We start from the raw sequence: 16,543 nt of genomic DNA, 5'->3' as shown, positions 1-16,543 counted from the left end.
GGCGGGTCCGGCACAAGTTACGCGAGCCGGTCACGCGTCGCGGTCGTCGATCCCGGGCGCGGCGCGTATCGGAGTCTCAACGCTCCAACGCGGATCTGATCAGCCGCACGACCGCCGAGAGGGGGTAGGACCGGTCTGAGTAGTCGTAGTTCCTGAGCCCCTTGCCGCCGATGTTCAGATACAGCCCGGTCTGGTTGACATCGAGAGGACCGTCCAGGTGGCCGAACCGGTCGTTGACGATGAACGGGTACCGGGCGAACAGTTCCGCGATCAGCTTCTCGTGGGCCGAGGAGATTCTGAACCGGGGGTCGAGGAGTGAGTCCACCTCCACTTGGAAGAACCGCACTCCGGCCTCGACGAGGCGGTCCAGGTGAGCCGTACCGCGCACCAGGGACACCTCGTCCTTCAACAGGAAGAATCCATTGGCGATGCCCGGCACGCCGACCCCGCGCACGAGCGCGAGCTGCGCCTCGAACGCCCCGCTCTTCTCCGGATCGGGTGGTGTGAACTCGAAGTAGTCCGGCCTCAGCGACCCGATGACGTCCGGCAGGTCCTCGTCGGGCACCTCCGCCGACTCGTCGACGGCGAGAGCGATGCTCGCGGAAGTCGCGTGTCTGATCTCCTCGAACCGCTCCGTCGTCACGGTGCGCCTGTCGTGCCGCCCGGCATCGCCGAGGCAGACGCCGACGATATCGACACCGCGCACCAACCCGGCTTCGCGCGTGCTGCAGACCTGATTGACCTTGATCACGTCGCGTCGGTCGTGTCGCCCGTGCCCCACACGATCAAGCGGCGGTTGCTCTGCCATGCCTGCTTCCTGATTCTCCGGAATGCGCTCTTCTCACACAACGTTGTGTAGTCGGTTCACGGAACCTACGCCAGGGCACCCGCGGTCGCCCAAGGGGACAGTACGGTGTCAGGATCAGTTCGCATCGGGCAGAGCTTCGTCGTGGACGCGGGCGCAGCTGCGGTGGATGAGGCGGGAGACGTGCATCTGGGAGATGCCCAGTTCTTCGCCGATCCGGTGCTGGGTCATTCCGACGAAGAACCGGAGATAGAGGATCTCACGTTCGCGTTCGGGCAGGTTTCTGAGGCCGGGTTTCGCGGCCTCGCGGTCGACGATCCGGTCGATGGCGGGGTCGGGTGCTCCGATGGCGTCCAGCAGGTATTCGTCGCCGCCGCTCGCGGGACGCCCGGTGTCGTACGACAGCGCGGTGAAGGCGTGGAGGGCGGCCAGCCCCGCCGCGGCCTCCTCCCGGCTCACGCCCGCGCGCTCCGCGACCTCCGTGGCGCTCGGTGTGTGGCCGGGCCGGGAGAGTTCCTGGTAGACCGGCCGGACCAGTCCGCGAAGCTCCTGCACCCGGCGCGGCACGGACAGCGCCCACAGGCAGTCCCGGAAGTGGCGTCTGACCTCCCCGGTGATCGTGGGGACCGCGTAGGAGGGGAACGGTGTGCCGCGGAACGGGTCGTACCTGTTCACCGCCTTGACCAGGCCCACGGCGGCGACCTGCTGGAGATCCTCCAGACTCTCCCCACGGTTGCGGTACTTGCCGGCGATGCGGTGGGCCATCGGCAGCCACGCCTCCACGAGGTCGCCGCGCAGCCGGTCCCGGTCCGGGCCGACCGGCATGGTCGCCAGCCTCAGAAACCCCTCGGTCGTGTCCGGCGCGTCGTCGTGCGCATGTGACCGAACCATGGGAATTCACTTCCTCACAGACACGCCCGCCCGGATATCGGATGTGTGCGCGCGCACCGGCGGGGCACCCGCTCGTACGGAGGGGTGGATGAGGTTTCCCGCCGGGAAGCGCGTCCCCAAATGTTCTGCAATGTGACCCTTTCCCACAGTCGCAGGAAAACCTGACCGCGTCATCCCGGCAGGCTGTGGTCGCCGGACGTCCCGAGCCGAGCGCGGTGCGTGGTCCGGTCGGCGGGCCGTGCGCCGCTCGTCGTGCCTGTGGTGGCGGTCCGTGCGCCGCTCGTCGTGCCTACGGTGGCGGTCCGTGCGCCGCTCGTCGTGCCTACGGTGGCGGGCCGTGCGCCGCTCGTCGTGCCGCGGCCACCGCCCCAGGGGCGAGCACCCGCCCTGCGGCGTGCACCACGGCGTCGGCCACCGCGGTCGTCGGCCACCGCGGTCGTCAGCGCTCCGGGGGAAGCAGGGGCCCCAGAGGCCCGAGGTCGAGCTGAAGGTCGTCCATGGTCAGACCGTGCTGGGCGCACAGTTCGGCCATCCGGTCGTGCAGGAGCATCAGCGTCATGCCCAGCCGTTCCTCCTGTTCCTCCGAGAGATCGCCCTCGTCCACCCGGTGCAGTGCCTGCCGTTCCATGAGCTGCCGCAGCAGCTCGACGAGGGTCAGGACCAGCCTGACCAGATCCTGTTCGACGGTCTTCGGATCGGCGCTGATGCGACGGGCGGGCGCGTGGGACGCCCTGTCCGCGGTGGGCTGGGTGTTCGGCAGGAGACGGAACGCGCGTTCCGCGGCATCCGTGACCTCTTCCCACCGCTGCCGGGAGGAGGCCGGGCGGTCGGGGCCGCCGGGGCGGGGGCTGTCGTCGTACCGTCCGCTCTCATGACTCATGGCCGGGCACCTCGTCGTCGGGTGCCTCAAGACCGGGCGCCTCAAGACCGGGCGCCTCGTGGTCGGGCCAGGGCGCCGGGTTGGACGGGCCGATCGAGACGATGAGCGCGCGCAGCGAGATTCTCACCAGATCGATGTCGGCGATCGACAGGACGAGGTCACCGGTCAGGACGGCTCCGCCGCTCAGCAGCCGGTCGAGCAGATCGATGAGCGCCACCTGCCGCTGCGGCAGCGGTTCTTCCCGGGGGACGGCCGCGGGATGCGTCATGGCCGCAGGCCGCGTCATGGCGGGGCGGAGGCGGCCGGATCGCCCGCCGCGGAAGTCTCCGACGGGGTGGCGAACGAGTACGGCGCCCAGGGACCGGTGACCTCGATCCGTACGCCCTCCAGGCCCTCGGCGGCGCGCGACGCCTCCGCCCGGAACCGCTCCGCCCGCTCAAGGGGTACGAGATACGCGTCGTTGATCACGTTCTGGCCGGGCCCCCGGGCGAGTTCGCCCTGCTGAACGCGGTGCCGGGCCCATCCCGAGGCGTATGCGCGCCCCACGTCCTCGATGCGACGCGCCACCACCATGGCGTTGTGCCAGGTCTCATCACGCGACCGCTGCTGGGTACGCCGCCCCTGAAGGTACGCCCGCCCCGGGCTCTCCCCCGGAGCCTCGACCGCCGGCTCCTGAGACTCCGGAGGCTCCTGGGGGGACCGCCCCTCGACGTACACCTTGACACCCCACTCGACATGGTCCGCCAGCCTCGCCAGCCGTTTCAGGAACGCCTCGCCCTCGGTGTCCAGGACCCTCGTCACCCCCGCGTCCTCCAGATAGACCGTTCCCAGCCGTAGGGGCAGCACGCTGGTCGCCTCGTACAGCGCCTCGATCACGTCGTGGTGGGCACGGGCCGTCTCCTCCAGCCAGGCCAGGTCCTCCAGATGGGCTTTGAGTTCCTCCTGGCCGAACTGGGAGGCGGGAACCGAACTCACTGCGGCGGCCAAGCGCCCGCCGGGGCCGCCGCGCACCAGCCGTACCGGTGCGTCATGGACCCCCCGGAGCGCCTTCGTCCGCTCCCGCAGTCCCTCCGCGTCGAGGGCGACGGCATACGCGTACACGACATCGGTACTCGCGTCAGTACTCATCCGACGCCTCATTCCGCCGCCTGGGCCGTGGGCGCTCGGGCCGCGTGACCCTGCGCTCCGAGAAGTCCGAGGAGTCCGCGGAGCGCATGCCCTCGATCTCCGCCCGCAGTCTGCGGTTCTCCTCTACAAGGGACTTGCGCCGGGCGGACGAGGACAACGACGGATCGTGCTCCCACCAGTCGATGCCCATCTCCTTCGCCTTGTCCACGGAGGCGACCAGCAACCGGAGCTTGATGGTGAGGAGTTCGATGTCCAGAAGATTGATCTGGATGTCTCCGGCGATGACGATGCCCTTGTCGAGGACGCGTTCGAGGATGTCGGCCAGATTCGCCGAGGAACCCTGCGCGTACGCCGGCGGACCCGCGGCACGCGTCGGGTACGAGCCGAGCCTGTTCGGAACCGGTTCGTTCCTCACGTCTCCGGCCCTTCTCCGAGCGTCCCTTCACCGACCGGCCCGTCCGCGACCGGTCCTTCGCCGACCGGCGGTCCGTTCGAGCGGGCCGCCCAGAAGGCACGGATCTCCTCCAGACGGTCCAGGAGTTCGTCCTCACGCCTGTCGTAGCTCTCCTCGTCGATATCGCCCGCCAGGAGCGCGCGTTCGAGCGCGATCAGCTCCTCCTCCACCGGGCCGGGGTCGTAGTACTCCTGTTCAGCGGCCTCGACGGCCTTGCCCAGGACCCAGCCGACACCGCGCAGCGGGGCCAGGGGCAGGGCGAGGATCTCGGTGAACACTCCCACGACGCGTCACACTCCTACGAAGCTGTAGGGCGGCAAGGGTCCGCGCAGCCGCATGGTCACATCCCGCTCCAGCCGCCGGGCGAGGTTCTCCTGCGCGGTGCGGAACTCCTCCTCGTCGCCGCTGCCGACGAGGAAAGAGACACTGAGGAAGTCGTCCTTCCCGGGGGTGGAGACGACCTCGTCCTCGGTGAACGGCCGCAAGGCTTCCAGCACCCGGTCAGCCAGCTCACGGTGCAGGCGCTCCACCTCCCCGGAGACCAATTCGCCGAGAGCGAGTGGCATATCGGGAGCGGCGGTCCCGGAACGGATCGCGTCGTTGAGCTGACGGGCCTCGGCGGACGAGGCGAGGACGTCCCTCAGCAGCGCGTCCTGATCCCATCCCGCCTTCAGGTGGTACTCGGCGCTGTCGGCGAGTGCGTGGAGCCGCTCCAGGTAGACGTCCGAACGGTCCTCCAGCACATCCCGGACCGCGGTGTCATCGGGGGCCGTGAGACCGAACCGCAGCGGAAGTACAGCACCGTCCGCCATCAGGAGATCCTGGACCTCCTGATGCGCGGCCAGATCACGGCGCTTGGGCCGCAGGTCCTCGGGGGCATCGCTCACGATCGCCGCCAGACCCTCTGCCGTCACGGTCCGTAGCCGACCCGGCGGGTCTCCCACACCCGTCGCCCCCTCGACACGCAGAGGATGGTCATCGGCGGTGATGGAGTACACGTAGACGCTCATGACTCATCGCGCTCCCCACGCCCCGCGCGACGGGCGGACCGCCTCGACTCTCCGCTCTCCCGACGCGCCGGTTCGGTTTCCCTCTCCTCTTCGCGTCCACCGCCGGTCAGCGAATCGGTGACGGCTTCGACGGCCCCGGTGAGGGCGCCCTTCGTTTTGCTCTTCGCGCCGCCTTCGGTGACCTCGCCGACGATGTCGGTCAGTTTCTGGGGGGCCTTCCGGCCCGACTCCAGGTCCAGCCTGTTGCATGCCTCGGCGAACTGGAGGTACGTGTCCACACTGGCCACCACGACCCGGGCGTCGATCTTCAGCAGTTCGATCCCCACGAGCGAGACCCGCACGAACACGTCGATGACCAGTCCGCGGTCGAGGATCAGTTCAAGTGTGTCGTAGAGAGTTCCGGTGGTGCCGCCGCCGGGAGCGACGGTCCCACCACTTTGCGGCACCACAGTCACGGTGCCTCCTTTCGGCCGGCCGCAGGGGCGGGACCGAGGCCGGGGCTGCCCGGCAGCAGGTCAGCGCGGCCGGTCGATCTGGCCCCGGCTGTACCGGCGAATACGTTCATAGGACCGCAGACCGCCGTCGGGATCGAGACTCACCCGGTAGCTGGCCATGACACTCGTCGTGTCCGGGACGCGCTCCAGCTCGACGATCTCCACGTCGGCCACCCAGCCGTCGTCCGTCGGTTTCAGCGCGGAGACCGACTGAGGTGCACGCCCCAGAAGCTCTGCCAGCTGACTCGAGGCCAGACCCATGGCTTCCGGAGCCGAAACGGCCCGGGCGGTCGCCCCGCTCGGCCGGGAGGAGCCACCGGAACGCCCACGACCCGGCGCTCGACCGGCCGCCGGCTTCCTGTCGTGCTTGTCGTCCGCTGCGGCTGCCGCCATCTCCGTCTCCGATCCTGGAAGGATCCCGATCGGCGGATTCGGTGTTTTTTCATCGTATAGGGGGACTCGCGCCATTGGGAAGCGCGACAAGATCCGGAACGGACAGCCATGAAAGATACGACCAAGATCGCCCTCGCGGCCGGGGTCGCGAGCGGGTATGTACTGGGACGCGCGAAGAAGGGGCGGCTCGCCCTCGCCGTCGCGACGTACCTCGTCGGCCGCCGGAACGGTTTGAGCCCTCGGCGGCTGGCCGCCGAGGGCGCACAGAAGCTGGGCGAGGTGCCCCAGGTGGGCGCCCTGAAGGAGCAGCTCGGCGGCGACCTCCTCGGCGCCGGAAAGAAGGCCGCCGGGACGGTGGTCGATCGCAAGCTGACCGACCTGGCGGGAACACTGCACGAGAGGACGCTCCGCATCAACGACCGGCTGCCCGAAATGGCCGGCGGTGAGGAGGAGGCGGAGGGCGAGGCCGAGGACACCGGGGAGGAGAAGGCGGAATCGCGGAAGCAGTCCGCCACGCGCAAGAAGGCCACCGCCAAGGCATCGCCTCCCTCCCGTTCCAGGGGCCGGGAGAAGCCGTCGAAGCCGCCCGCGGGTACGCCCGCGGGGAAGGGATCGTCCGCCAGGCGCTCGGCGGCCCGTAAGAGCGGAAGCGGTCAGGGGGCCGCGTCCGCCGAGCGGAGCACTCGCGGCTCCACGGGCGAGAAGCCTTCCGGACGGCGGAGGTAGACATGGCCACGACACAAGCGGTACGGGACGGTGCGTCCGGCCTGGACCTTCTGAAAGCGGAACTGGGCGACTACGTCGGCGCGCAGGCGGGCCGGCTCGCCGCGAACGCGGGTGACCGGCTCACGGGAATGACCGACCGGCTCACGGATATCGCCGAGCACGACGGGGCTCTGCCACGCCTGGGCCTCGGGATCCTCCGCGGCGACTCACCCCTGACCGCCCTCGTCGGGAACAAGGTCAAGGGGCTCGGGAAGGGTTTGCTCGGGGGCGTGAAAGACAAGGTGGAGGGACTGCTCGGCGGCGCCTCCGGCCGCAAGGCGGGCGACACGAAGGTGACCGGCATCATCGAAACACTGGACATCGGCGTTCCGATCAAGGTGGTCTACAACCACTGGACGGAGTACGAGCGGTTCAGTGGCTTCACCAAGGGCGTTCGGAATGTCACCCAGGAGGACGAAACCACCAGTGACTGGAAGGTCAAGGTGGGTCCCTCCACACGCGGTTGGAAGGCGACCGTCCAGGAGCAGATCCCCGATGACTGCGTGATCTGGACTTCCGAGGGATCCAAGGGCACGACCAAGGGCTGCGTCACCTTCCACGAACTGACCCCCACCCTCACCCGGGTGATCCTCGTGGTCGAGTACTACCCCTCGGGCTTCTTCGAGAAGACCGGCAACATCTGGCGCGCGCAGGGCCGTCGGCTCCGTCTCGACTTCAAGAACTTCCAGCGCTACGTGTCCCTCACGGACGAGGAGGCCGAAGGCTGGCGGGGTGAGATCCGGGACGGTGAAGTGGTGCGCACGCACGAGGAGGCCATGGAGGACGAGGCAGAGGACGACGAGGACGTTGCAGCGGACGAAGTGTCCGAGGACGAGGACGAAGAGGAAGAAGCTCAGGACGAGCCGGAGTCGGCGGACGAAGGCAGCTGACTCATCTGCGATGTCCGCGATCCAGATGGATCGAGGACAGTGGGCGGGAGCCCCGGCCATGACGGCCCATCAGCCATGCCAGCCGCAACACGGATGCCCCGTATCCCGGCCCTCCAGAGGCATCCCGCGGGCATCCCGCAGAGGCACCCCGGCCCTCAGCCCGCGCTCTTGGTCTTCTCTTCGACCTCCTCGACGACGTCCTTGTTCAGCGCCGCCCGGACCAGAGCCGCCGCGAGAAGCGCGTAGGAGTCCCTGGGCACCAGGGAGGCCAGCTCCTCCGGATCCTGGGGCAGCCCGAGCCGCTTGGCGCCCTCCAGTGCCTTGCCGTCGAAGAGCGGCCCCACCTCCGGCCACACGGACTGCACCTCTCGGAGGAAGATCTCCACGCCGGTCGGGCCGAGACCTGGCGTCCTGCGGAGCCCCTCGCGGATCTCGTCGATGTCCCCGTCCGCCGCGTCACGCAGCTGCCGGAGATCGCCCTTGCAGTCGTCGAGCAGGATCCGCGCACCCTCACCGAGCTGCGTCGCCGTACGCTCGTCGTACCTCCGGTAGTGGCCCCTGCCGAGCGCGTCCACCCGCTGCTGCCAGGTCGCATCCTGCATCCTGTGGGGGTCGCGCATCCCCGCCGCGAAGAGTTCGTGCGCCGCGCTCGTGGCGACGGACGCCCTGATCCGCGCACTGAGCAGGCACGCGGTGACCAGCAGCTGGTACAGCGGCTGCGGGGTGTTACGCAGCCGGACACCGGCTTCCTCGGCATAGGTCCGGCCCGCGCTCTCCAGCAGGGCCGCCACCGTGTCCCGGTCCCTGATGTGCTCCTTGTGAGCGGTCTGAGCCATGGTTCTCACCCCTCGGTCGCTTGAACGGAACGGTGATGAGTTCTCGTCCGAGCCGGGCGGCAGGGGGCCTGCCCAACTGAGGTCCAGTGCGACGGTCCGCGCCATCGACCGCACCGACACGATGCGCGGCACGCGAGCGGCGCACATCAGGGCCGCATCAGGATCTCGACCGCGTCGCCCTCTCACCGATGCGGCTCCCGGCGGCCTCTGCCGCGCCCGTGCCGTACTGCGGGAGGTCGGTCGGCCTTCGCTCGCCGGGTACCCGGCGACCGGGAAAGTAGACTCCGCTGCTGGGCGCATGCCGAAGAGCCCCTGCCGGGCCTCTCCGGCAGTGCCGCGACTGGGAAGCATCACCGAGAGGGTCCGGCCACTCGATCGCGGAACCGCTGGAAAGCGTGCCAGCCCGACGTTTGCACCGGAGTGATCAGGTCCCCGTCCGCACAGTCGAGCACCTTGCACCGCAGAGCCTCAGCAAGACGAAAGACGGGTGTCAGCACGTCGTCGCCGGAGCCCCGGATGTGGAGCATGATCGAGTCCACCGGGTCTTCTGAGCCGATACTGAGTTCGATGGACCAGGTGGGGCCGGAAAGCTCGCCCCAGGCGGGGTCCGAGAGATCGACTTCGGGGACGGTCTGGGTGACAGCCGCGAGTACGTCGTGTCGCCGGCCAAGCGGGGCCGGGGTGTAGTCGGGGGGAATCTCGGACACCGAGGTGACGTCGTCGGGCAGGCGAAGGAGGAGTACGTCCCAGCTCATCGGTCTCTCCAGATCGTGTTGTGGAACGAGGCATCCTGGCAGAGGCCACTGACAGCAACCGGTCCTGAGGCGCTGCCTGAACAACAATCACCCCGTTCTTGCGGAAGGCCACTCGGACCCTCGTTGGAGTCGAAGCGGCTACACACGGCACAGTGGCGTGGCGACTGAGCTGTGGGCGCACACGCTGACCTGGGCGGAAGTGGATCCGTCGCGGCATCCGTTCGAGCTGGACGAGGATGCGTCCAAGACGCTGACCGGTCTTGTAGGTCCCTTGCTGCCCAGCCCCGAGGCCGCCGACGAGGATGGCCCGCGCTCGTTGGGGCCGCCGTCGCACTCGTCGAGATCCTCGGTGGATCCCTGGCATTGGGAGCGGGCGTGCACGCGGCTGATCACCGTGGTGGCCGACCGAACGCAGGCCGAGAGCGGCTGGTACGGGCACTGTGAACAGGTGCTCGGCTGGTTCCTCGCCTGCGACGGCGTCGAAGAACAGTCGTGCGGTGGGGTGTTCACGAGGACCTTTGACCTGGGTCGATGCCGAGTCATGGAGATCATTTCCAGGCTGCTGGTGATCGTTCCCCAGTTGGTACGCGGTCAGTCCCACCAGAATTCCCAGGAGTGGGTGTCGACGAGTTGTTCGGCGCAGAAGGTCGAAAATCAGTGGAGCCGTACTCCCGTATGCCGTTACCGTGCTCCCGCCCGCAGTCGCCCTGTCAAGGACGTGCCGTTGTACACCAAGTGAGACCCCCCGAGCGCTGAACCGTCGCGCGTCGCGCCTGCGCGCCGCGCTCCCTTTTCGCTGCGGTCTTCTCACTGGAACCGGTGTCTTTCTGTGTCCGAAAACTGGGTGGTCGTGCCCACCTGCCTGCCAATCGTTCTCCGCCGTTGCCACAGGTGCGCCTCCGGGCGCTTCCGGGCGAACGGCAAATTCCGCGTCAACGCGAACCACAAGCTCCTTGACGCCTGGCTCCTCGCGCTGTGCACCGAGTGCGGGGACACCACCAAGCTCACTGTCCTGGAGCGGATGAACGTGCGTTCCATACGACCTGAACTCCTGAACCTGCTACACGGCAACGACCCCGGCCTGGCGGCTGAACTGCTCCAGGACCCGGTCGTACGGCGCCGCAATCGCATCGCCCTCGACTGGGACAACGCCTGGCGCCTCGACAGCGGCGGGCCGGATCAGCCGCATCAGCCGGAGGGTGAGGCCATCGAGGTCTCGGTCCGTTTCGCGGCGCGGATTCCTGTGCGGCCGGTGCGGCTGATCGCGGAAGGCTTCGGCTTTTCGCGAGCCGAGGCCGAGAGACTGATCGCCGAGGGGAAACTCGTGTCGACAGTCCGCCTGAGCGGCAAGCTCTCGGGCGACTTCACCTTCACGTTCAAGCGCTGAGTCCTTCCGGGCCCAGGGCCTGTCGGCAGTATCCGATCCGCCGGACAGGCCCTGGTCCTGGCGTCTGACCCGAAGAGGCGTCGAACGAACCCCGGAAACGACGAAACCCCGCCCGATCTCAGCGATCGGACGGGATTTCGTTACCGTTCCCGAGCTGACTCAAGAACGGCCTTGCGGTGGACCTGTGGGGATTTGAACCCCAGACCCCCTCGATGCGAACGAGGTGCGCTACCAGACTGCGCCACAGGCCCTTGCAACGAGGGAAACTCTAGCATCCCGGTCGGGGTGCTTGGAAATCCGTTCCTTCGCTGGTCACGGGGTCACTCGTTGGCCGCGCGCGGGCGGTCGTCGTCGGCGTACTGGTCGAAGAGCGGGGTGCGGCCCCGGTCGCGGGGAGCGCGGCGGTTCGGGTGCGTGCGGCGGTCCGGCGCAGGGTCGGGAGCGGGGGCCTGTGGGGTCGGGTCCGCCGTGGAGGAGCGGGCGGAGCTCCAGGTCTCCGGGTCGTTCATGTCGATCCCGCTCGTGGCGCGCGGGGCCACCGGGGCCGTCACATAGGTCGGCAGCGGGACGGGGACCGGGTCCCAGCTGTCGCCGGTGGCGGGGCCCCGGTCGCGCTGCTGGTCGACCCATTCGGCGTGGTCCGTCTGCTCGACCAGGGCGCGGCGGCCCGCCTCCTGCGGTGACACCTTCGCCGGTGAGGGCTCGGGGTGTGCCTCGGGCTCCTCGTCCGCCTCGGCGGCCGTGGCCGAGGCGGACTGGTGGCGGCGGGGACGGCTCTCGCGCAGGCGCTGCGCGGCGATCTCCGCGCGGCGGCGGTCCATGACGACCGCGAAGCGTCGGCGTTCCTGGGCGCGCAGATGCATGATGTACGCGCTGAGGAGCACTGCGGGGATCGCGGGCGCCCACAGGAAACCGAGTCCGCCGACCGCCGCGACGATCGCTCCCAGCGTGAAGGCCATGAAGAGGATCACGGTGGTGCGCCGGCGGCGGGCGAGGACCTTGCTGCGCCGGGCGCGCTCGGTGGCCGTGCCGTTGGGGCGCGCGCCCGGACGGCGGGCGCGGGAGTCCCTCGATCGGGGGTCCCGCGAACGCGCCGCCGCCTGGTCCGGGGCTTGGGTCCGGATCTCGGTACGGGGCGCGGCGAAGGCCCGGACGTCGACGGAACTCATGGGTTCCGTGCCGACATCCGGGTCCGAGTCGGATTCGGGCTGCTCCGTCGTGCGTACCCGCAGCTCCTTGGCGTACCGGCGCTCCATCGCCCCGCGTCCGGACAGCAGCCGGATGGCGGTGGAGAAGCGTTCCGTGGGACGTGCTTCGTTCAGCTCGTCCTGCCTGCGGAGCCACATCGGCACCAGGTAGGCGGCCCAGGCCCCGACGATGACTGCGTAGATGAGGCCGCTGCTGCTCACGGTCACACCGTAGAGGGATTCTCGCAAGGACATCCTCCAATTGGCCCGGTGTGTCGCACAATCCCGCTGATATGACGAACTTTTTTTGCGACTGTTCAGATCACATCACGGTCAGCAGCGATCGATTTCGAACGTTTATTTCATTTCTCTAGGCGCTCGGGGTCGTGCCTGGTGCCAGCGGCGGAGCAGCCCCTCGGGGACTTCCTCGGCTGTCAGCGCGAACACCAGATGGTCCCGCCACGCACCGTCGATGTGCAGATATCGGGGCCTCAGCCCCTCTTCCCGGAATCCGAGTTTCTCCACGACCCGACGGCTCGGGCCGTTCTCGGGACGGATACAGACCTCCATCCGGTGCAGTCCGACCGTGCGGAAGCAGTGGTCGGTGACGAGGGCGACGGCGGTCGGCATCACGCCGTGGCCGGCGACCTCGCGGTCGACCCAGTAGCCCACATGGCCCGAGCACATCGATCCCCAAGTGATGCCCGCGACCGTCAACTGGCCCACCAGTCGGCCCTGGTACTCGATGACGAACGGCAGCATCCGGCCCGCGCTGGCCTCGGACCGCAGATGGCGGACCATCTGGCGGTACGTCGGCCGGTGGGCGAGCGGCGCGCCGGGGCCGGGGGGCGGGATCGTCGCCTCCCAGGGGCGCAGCCAGTCGCGGTTGCGGCGGTTGACCTCACGCCAGTTCCGCTGGTCGCGCAGCTTTATCGGGCGGAGGAGCACATCGCCGTCCGCCAGGACCACCGGCCAGGGGGCGTTCAGCTCAAGCTCCCGGAGGATGCGGAACCGGGATGTTCTCCGTCATGAACGGGCTCGTGAACCGCCTCGTGAACCTTTTCGTGTACGGCTTCCCGCGAGGTGGCGGGGGCGGTGCCTTCGTCGGTGCCGTTGTCGCTGCCGTGGTCTTCGCCGCGCAGCTGGTCGACCGCGTGCGGCAGCAACCGCTCCAGTACGGCGAGACCGTCCCGTACGCCACCGGGTGAGCCCGGCAGATTGACGATCAGCGTACGGTCCGCGACCCCCGCCAGCCCACGGGAGAGCGCGGCGGTCGGGACCTTCGCCAGACCGTGGGCGCGGATCGCCTCGGGGATGCCGGGGATCTCGTAGTCGAGGACGGCACGCGTGGCGTCGGGTGTGCGGTCCGTGGGCGAGATGCCCGTGCCGCCGGTGGTGAGGATGGCGTCGTACGCCTGGGCCACGCCCGCGCGCAGCGCCTCCTCGACCGGGTCGCCGTCGGGCACCACCCGTGGTCCGTCGACATGGAAGCCGAGCGCGGCCAGGCCCTCGGCGAGGATCGGGCCGCCCCTGTCCTCGTAGACGCCCGCCGACGCGCGGTTGGACGCGGTGATCACCAGAGCCCTGGGGACGGCGCCCGGACCGTGGCTGTGGCTGTACACCTCTCCGGCGCGCGGGGTCCGGATCATGACCGGTTCCAGTCGCCGGACTTTCCGCCCGTCTTCTCCTCGACCCGTACGTCGGTGATCACCGCCGCCTTGTCGAGGGCCTTCACCATGTCCACGACGGTGAGCGCGGCGACCGTGACGGCGGTGAGCGCCTCCATCTCGACGCCCGTGCGGTCGGTGGTCTTCACGGTGGCGGTGATCTCCACGGCGTCGTCGGCGACCGACAGATCGACCTCGACGCCCGAGACGGCGAGCGGATGGCAGAGCGGGATCAGGTCGGGGGTGCGCTTGGCGCCCATGATCCCGGCGATACGGGCCGTCCCGAGCGCGTCGCCCTTGGGCACGCCCTCACCCCGCAGCACCGCCACGACCTGCTCGGACACCAGGACTCTGCCGCCGGCGCGAGCGGTGCGCGCGGTGACGTCCTTCCCTGAGACGTCGACCATACGGGCCGCTCCCGCCTCGTCGATGTGCGTCAGCCTGCCGTCTGTACTCATGCGCTGTTCGCCGCTCCCGGTCCCGGGCCCTGGGGGCCTGCAAGGCCCGTGAAGGGCCTGTGTGCGCAGACACGGTACCTCCATGGCGCGCGGGTCACCTGAGGAGGACCACCTCCACTTCCTTACCGGGTTCGACCGACGTGTCCGCCTCCGGGACCACGATCAGGCAGTCCGCGTGCGCGAGGGCCGCGACCAGATGGGAGCCGGAACCGCCCACCGGAGTGACGGTGCCCGTGCCGGAGTCGTACGCGCCCCGGAGGAACTGGCGGCGGCCGGCGGGGGAACCGAGCACCGCGTCGGCCTTGAGCACCGCGCGCACCTTCGGGCGGTGGATGTCCTCCAGGCCCATAAGGGTCCGGATCACCGGGCGGACGAACAGTTCGAAGGAGACGTACGACGAGACGGGGTTCCCGGGCAGGGCCAGCAGGGGGGTGTGGTCCGGGCCGATGGTGCCGAAGCCCTGGGGCTTGCCGGGCTGCATGGCCAGACTGCGGAAGTCGACGCCGCTGCCCGCCGGCACGTCGTCCTCACCGATGGAGCCACCGGCCGAGCCCTCGGCCGAGCCGTCCGCCGTGTGGTCGGTCGAGCCGTCGGCCGTGTCGGCGCGGAAACCGCCCCCGGCCCCGGCGAGGGGGTCGGAGGTCCCGTCGCCCGCGGTGGAGAGGGCTTCCCTCACCACGTCGTACGCGCCGACGCTGACGCCCCCCGTCGTGACCAGCAGGTCGGCGCGGATCAGCTGGTCCTCGATGGTGGCGCGGAGAATCCCCGCGTCGTCCGTGACCGCGCCCACCCGGTACGAGATCGCTCCGGCGTCCCGCGCGGCGGCGGCCAGGGAGAAGCTGTTGGAGTCGTAGATCTGCCCCTCGCCGAGGGCGTCGCCGGGCTGGACCAGCTCGCTCCCGGTGGACATGACGACCACGCGCGGACGCGGCCGGACCCGCACGACACCGCGGCCGATCGCGGCGAGCAGACCGATCTGCGGCGGCCCGAGCACCGTGCCCCGCGCGAGGGCGAGATCCCCGGCCCGGACGTCGCTGCCGCGCGGACGCACATGCGCACCCGCCCGGACAGGGCGGTGGACGCGGACCTCGCCGCTCGCGCCCTCGGGGTTCCGGCCCGCGGGGAGCATGGCGGTGACCGCTCCCCCGCCGGTGCCGCCGTCGGTCCACTCGACCGGGACGACCGCCTCCGCTCCCGGCGGCAACGGCGCGCCGGTCATGATCCGCGCGGCCTCGCCGTGACCCACGGTGAGCGCACCCGCGCCGCCCGCCGCGACGTCGCCGATCACCGTGAGGACCGCGGGGAACTCCTCGGTGGAGCCCAGGACGTCGGCGACGCGGACCGCGTACCCGTCCATGGAGCTGTTGGCGAAGGGAGGCAGGGCGACGGGGACGGTGACGTCCTCGACGAGGACGCATCCCTGGGCGTCCTGCAGTTGCAACTCGATCGGGTCGAGGGGCCGGATCGCCGCGAGGATGTCCGCCAAGTGGTCGTCCACCGACCAGATCGTGCTGCTGCTCACGGTGTGTTACATCTCCTTGGTCGGATGGTGCGGAGCCGGTCCCGGAACTCCGGTCCCATGTCTTCACGTTCGCACGCGAGTCTGACAATCGCCCGCAGATGGGCTCAACGATCCCCAGTGTCGTACCGCCGGCCCCTGAAAACGGCCGGCTCACCCTGACGACGCCGGGTTCGCGGGTCTGATCGGCGGCGGCGCACAATGAGCGACGGACCGGCCCGACGGGAGCGGAACGGGCCACCGGAGGGGGCCGGAAGACCGTGCGGAGCCGGACAGAATCAGACAGTAAGGGAAGGCGGGGGTCATGGAGGCGGAGGGCTCGGGGCGAGGGAGCATGCGGTGAACAGGGCCCGGAAGACGGCGCTGCGGCGCGAACTCCTCGACGCCCGCGCGCTGCTGTCCCCCGAGGCGGTCCGCGAGGCCGCCGCGGTCCTCGCCCGGCGGGCACTGGACCTTCCCGAGCTGGCAGAGGCCGACACCGTCGCCGCGTATGTCTCCGTGGGGCGCGAACCAGGGACGCGCGCGCTGCTCGACGTGCTGCGCGAGCGGGGCGTGCGCGTCCTGCTGCCGGTCCTCATGGCGGACAACGATCTGGACTGGGGTGCGTACGAAGGCCCGGACCGTCTTGTACGCGCCGGGCGCGGGCTGCTGGAACCGGCCGGGCCCCGGCTCGGCCCCGACGCCGTGCGGCAGGCCGATGCCGTACTCCTTCCCGGGCTCGCCGTGGACGCCCGCGGAATGCGGCTGGGGCGCGGGGGCGGCTCGTACGACCGCGTACTCGCGCGGCTGTCGGCGAGCGGCGATGAAGGTGTCGACGGCAGCGGAGGCGGCAGCAGCCGTACCAACGACGGCGGAGGCAGGGGTGGCGTACCGGCCGGGAGAGGGAGCACGCCTCCCCCACTGGTGGTGCTGCTGTACGCGAACGAGGTGGTCGCGCGCGTTCCGGAGGAACCGCACGACCACCCCGTCGACGCGGTGGTCACACCCGAGGGCGTCACACGTTTTCCCGCCCGATGACCGGTCA

General features: G+C 69.9%; 22 protein-coding genes and 1 tRNA gene. 5 read left to right on the top strand and 18 right to left on the bottom strand.

Going from position 1 to position 16,543, the window contains the following annotated elements; genetic code table 11:
- Nucleotides 1-76: 76 nt before the first annotated feature.
- From ACWEFL_RS26115 to ACWEFL_RS26070, 10 genes are all read right to left on the bottom strand, one after another.
- The gene (locus ACWEFL_RS26115) at nucleotides 77-808 is read right to left on the bottom strand and encodes a hypothetical protein (RefSeq protein WP_451716909.1); all 732 of its coding nucleotides are present in this window, start codon (nucleotides 806-808) and stop codon (nucleotides 77-79) included.
- Nucleotides 809-922: 114 nt separating this feature from the next.
- A complete protein-coding gene (locus ACWEFL_RS26110) occupies nucleotides 923-1,696 on the bottom strand; it encodes a SigB/SigF/SigG family RNA polymerase sigma factor (RefSeq protein WP_451716907.1) in 774 nt (257 codons plus the stop codon).
- Between the two features lie 439 nt (nucleotides 1,697-2,135).
- Nucleotides 2,136-2,576 (bottom strand): gas vesicle protein K, encoded by a 441-nt coding sequence (locus ACWEFL_RS26105; protein WP_451716906.1) that lies wholly within the window; start codon nucleotides 2,574-2,576, stop codon nucleotides 2,136-2,138.
- Nucleotides 2,566-2,844, bottom strand: a complete 279-nt coding sequence (locus ACWEFL_RS26100; RefSeq protein WP_451716904.1) for a gas vesicle protein — start codon at nucleotides 2,842-2,844, stop codon at nucleotides 2,566-2,568. The genes ACWEFL_RS26105 and ACWEFL_RS26100 overlap by 11 nt, the downstream gene beginning before the upstream one ends.
- A 14-nt stretch (nucleotides 2,845-2,858) precedes the next feature.
- The gene (locus ACWEFL_RS26095) at nucleotides 2,859-3,704 is read right to left on the bottom strand and encodes a GvpL/GvpF family gas vesicle protein (RefSeq protein WP_451716903.1); all 846 of its coding nucleotides are present in this window, start codon (nucleotides 3,702-3,704) and stop codon (nucleotides 2,859-2,861) included.
- Nucleotides 3,694-4,119 carry a gas vesicle protein gene (locus ACWEFL_RS26090; protein ID WP_451716901.1) on the bottom strand — a complete coding sequence of 142 codons (426 nt, stop codon included), beginning with the start codon at nucleotides 4,117-4,119 and terminating at the stop codon, nucleotides 3,694-3,696. Before ACWEFL_RS26090 ends, ACWEFL_RS26095 begins: the two co-directional genes overlap by 11 nt.
- Nucleotides 4,116-4,442 (bottom strand): gas vesicle protein GvpG, encoded by a 327-nt coding sequence (locus tag ACWEFL_RS26085; protein ID WP_451716900.1) that lies wholly within the window; start codon nucleotides 4,440-4,442, stop codon nucleotides 4,116-4,118. Before ACWEFL_RS26085 ends, ACWEFL_RS26090 begins: the two co-directional genes overlap by 4 nt.
- A 6-nt stretch (nucleotides 4,443-4,448) precedes the next feature.
- Nucleotides 4,449-5,168 carry a GvpL/GvpF family gas vesicle protein gene (locus tag ACWEFL_RS26080; RefSeq protein ID WP_451716898.1) on the bottom strand — a complete coding sequence of 240 codons (720 nt, stop codon included), beginning with the start codon at nucleotides 5,166-5,168 and terminating at the stop codon, nucleotides 4,449-4,451.
- Nucleotides 5,165-5,623, bottom strand: a complete 459-nt coding sequence (locus ACWEFL_RS26075) for a gas vesicle structural protein GvpA (RefSeq protein WP_451716896.1) — start codon at nucleotides 5,621-5,623, stop codon at nucleotides 5,165-5,167. The genes ACWEFL_RS26080 and ACWEFL_RS26075 overlap by 4 nt, the downstream gene beginning before the upstream one ends.
- A 60-nt stretch (nucleotides 5,624-5,683) precedes the next feature.
- Nucleotides 5,684-6,055 (bottom strand): gas vesicle protein GvpO, encoded by a 372-nt coding sequence (locus tag ACWEFL_RS26070; RefSeq protein ID WP_451716895.1) that lies wholly within the window; start codon nucleotides 6,053-6,055, stop codon nucleotides 5,684-5,686.
- 108 nt (nucleotides 6,056-6,163) lie between these two features.
- On the opposite strand from ACWEFL_RS26070, the gene ACWEFL_RS26065 reads away from it, so the two are divergent.
- The gene (locus tag ACWEFL_RS26065) at nucleotides 6,164-6,781 is read left to right on the top strand and encodes a histone protein (protein ID WP_451716893.1); all 618 of its coding nucleotides are present in this window, start codon (nucleotides 6,164-6,166) and stop codon (nucleotides 6,779-6,781) included.
- A gap of 2 nt (nucleotides 6,782-6,783) precedes the next feature.
- Nucleotides 6,784-7,710, top strand: coding sequence for an SRPBCC family protein (locus ACWEFL_RS26060; protein WP_451716891.1), 927 nt, complete (start codon nucleotides 6,784-6,786; stop codon nucleotides 7,708-7,710).
- A gap of 155 nt (nucleotides 7,711-7,865) precedes the next feature.
- Here ACWEFL_RS26060 and ACWEFL_RS26055 read toward each other — a convergent pair whose 3' ends face one another.
- Both ACWEFL_RS26055 and ACWEFL_RS26050 read right to left on the bottom strand, forming a co-directional pair.
- Nucleotides 7,866-8,546: an endonuclease gene (locus tag ACWEFL_RS26055; RefSeq protein WP_451716889.1), complete on the bottom strand. Its 681-nt coding sequence runs from the start codon at nucleotides 8,544-8,546 to the stop codon at nucleotides 7,866-7,868.
- A 350-nt stretch (nucleotides 8,547-8,896) separates the two neighbouring features.
- The gene (locus ACWEFL_RS26050) at nucleotides 8,897-9,301 is read right to left on the bottom strand and encodes a hypothetical protein (protein WP_451716887.1); all 405 of its coding nucleotides are present in this window, start codon (nucleotides 9,299-9,301) and stop codon (nucleotides 8,897-8,899) included.
- 157 nt (nucleotides 9,302-9,458) lie between these two features.
- Here ACWEFL_RS26050 and ACWEFL_RS26045 point away from each other — a divergent pair, with 157 nt between their 5' ends.
- Nucleotides 9,459-10,040 (top strand): hypothetical protein, encoded by a 582-nt coding sequence (locus ACWEFL_RS26045; RefSeq protein WP_451716885.1) that lies wholly within the window; start codon nucleotides 9,459-9,461, stop codon nucleotides 10,038-10,040.
- Between the two features lie 90 nt (nucleotides 10,041-10,130).
- A complete protein-coding gene (locus ACWEFL_RS26040; RefSeq protein WP_451716884.1) occupies nucleotides 10,131-10,688 on the top strand; it encodes a DUF1062 domain-containing protein in 558 nt (185 codons plus the stop codon).
- Between the two features lie 177 nt (nucleotides 10,689-10,865).
- Here ACWEFL_RS26040 and ACWEFL_RS26035 read toward each other — a convergent pair.
- The 6 genes from ACWEFL_RS26035 to ACWEFL_RS26010 all read right to left on the bottom strand — a co-directional run bounded on the left by ACWEFL_RS26035 (nucleotide 10,866) and on the right by ACWEFL_RS26010 (nucleotide 15,522).
- A tRNA-Ala gene (locus tag ACWEFL_RS26035) sits at nucleotides 10,866-10,939 on the bottom strand.
- A gap of 69 nt (nucleotides 10,940-11,008) precedes the next feature.
- A complete protein-coding gene (gene sepX, locus ACWEFL_RS26030) occupies nucleotides 11,009-12,097 on the bottom strand; it encodes a divisome protein SepX/GlpR (RefSeq protein ID WP_451716883.1) in 1,089 nt (362 codons plus the stop codon).
- Between the two features lie 135 nt (nucleotides 12,098-12,232).
- Complete coding sequence (locus ACWEFL_RS26025; protein ID WP_451716968.1) at nucleotides 12,233-12,862, bottom strand: GNAT family N-acetyltransferase; 630 nt, start codon at nucleotides 12,860-12,862, stop codon at nucleotides 12,233-12,235.
- Nucleotides 12,859-13,524: a MogA/MoaB family molybdenum cofactor biosynthesis protein gene (locus ACWEFL_RS26020; protein ID WP_451716881.1), complete on the bottom strand. Its 666-nt coding sequence runs from the start codon at nucleotides 13,522-13,524 to the stop codon at nucleotides 12,859-12,861. The genes ACWEFL_RS26025 and ACWEFL_RS26020 overlap by 4 nt, the downstream gene beginning before the upstream one ends.
- Complete coding sequence (gene moaC, locus ACWEFL_RS26015) at nucleotides 13,521-14,000, bottom strand: cyclic pyranopterin monophosphate synthase MoaC (protein ID WP_451716880.1); 480 nt, start codon at nucleotides 13,998-14,000, stop codon at nucleotides 13,521-13,523. The genes ACWEFL_RS26020 and moaC overlap by 4 nt, the downstream gene beginning before the upstream one ends.
- Before the next feature lie 94 nt (nucleotides 14,001-14,094).
- Complete coding sequence (locus ACWEFL_RS26010) at nucleotides 14,095-15,522, bottom strand: molybdopterin molybdotransferase MoeA (RefSeq protein ID WP_451716878.1); 1,428 nt, start codon at nucleotides 15,520-15,522, stop codon at nucleotides 14,095-14,097.
- A gap of 336 nt (nucleotides 15,523-15,858) precedes the next feature.
- Between ACWEFL_RS26010 and ACWEFL_RS26005 the strand changes: the two genes are divergently transcribed.
- Nucleotides 15,859-16,536 (top strand): 5-formyltetrahydrofolate cyclo-ligase, encoded by a 678-nt coding sequence (locus ACWEFL_RS26005; protein ID WP_451716877.1) that lies wholly within the window; start codon nucleotides 15,859-15,861, stop codon nucleotides 16,534-16,536.
- The last annotated feature ends 7 nt before the right edge of the window (nucleotides 16,537-16,543 follow it).

This window comes from Streptomyces sp. NPDC004838 (assembly GCF_053600955.1).
The sequence above is the reverse complement of the archived record's forward strand: the minus strand, read 5'-3'. Positions and strand labels throughout refer to the sequence as shown.

What these genes read in the sequence shown, in the direction of transcription:
- ACWEFL_RS26115 (WP_451716909.1), bottom strand. Translation starts at nt 808, where the DNA reads ATGGCAGAGCAACCGCCGCTTGATCGTGTGGGGCACGGGCGACACGAC.
- ACWEFL_RS26110 (WP_451716907.1), bottom strand. Translation starts at nt 1,696, where the DNA reads ATGGTTCGGTCACATGCGCACGACGACGCGCCGGACACGACCGAGGGG.
- ACWEFL_RS26105 (WP_451716906.1), bottom strand. Translation starts at nt 2,576, where the DNA reads ATGAGTCATGAGAGCGGACGGTACGACGACAGCCCCCGCCCCGGCGGC.
- ACWEFL_RS26100 (WP_451716904.1), bottom strand. Translation starts at nt 2,844, where the DNA reads ATGACGCATCCCGCGGCCGTCCCCCGGGAAGAACCGCTGCCGCAGCGG.
- ACWEFL_RS26095 (WP_451716903.1), bottom strand. Translation starts at nt 3,704, where the DNA reads ATGAGTACTGACGCGAGTACCGATGTCGTGTACGCGTATGCCGTCGCC.
- ACWEFL_RS26080 (WP_451716898.1), bottom strand. Translation starts at nt 5,168, where the DNA reads ATGAGCGTCTACGTGTACTCCATCACCGCCGATGACCATCCTCTGCGT.
- ACWEFL_RS26070 (WP_451716895.1), bottom strand. Translation starts at nt 6,055, where the DNA reads ATGGCGGCAGCCGCAGCGGACGACAAGCACGACAGGAAGCCGGCGGCC.
- ACWEFL_RS26065 (WP_451716893.1), top strand. Translation starts at nt 6,164, where the DNA reads ATGAAAGATACGACCAAGATCGCCCTCGCGGCCGGGGTCGCGAGCGGG.
- ACWEFL_RS26060 (WP_451716891.1), top strand. Translation starts at nt 6,784, where the DNA reads ATGGCCACGACACAAGCGGTACGGGACGGTGCGTCCGGCCTGGACCTT.
- ACWEFL_RS26055 (WP_451716889.1), bottom strand. Translation starts at nt 8,546, where the DNA reads ATGGCTCAGACCGCTCACAAGGAGCACATCAGGGACCGGGACACGGTG.
- ACWEFL_RS26050 (WP_451716887.1), bottom strand. Translation starts at nt 9,301, where the DNA reads ATGAGCTGGGACGTACTCCTCCTTCGCCTGCCCGACGACGTCACCTCG.
- ACWEFL_RS26020 (WP_451716881.1), bottom strand. Translation starts at nt 13,524, where the DNA reads ATGATCCGGACCCCGCGCGCCGGAGAGGTGTACAGCCACAGCCACGGT.
- moaC (WP_451716880.1), bottom strand. Translation starts at nt 14,000, where the DNA reads ATGAGTACAGACGGCAGGCTGACGCACATCGACGAGGCGGGAGCGGCC.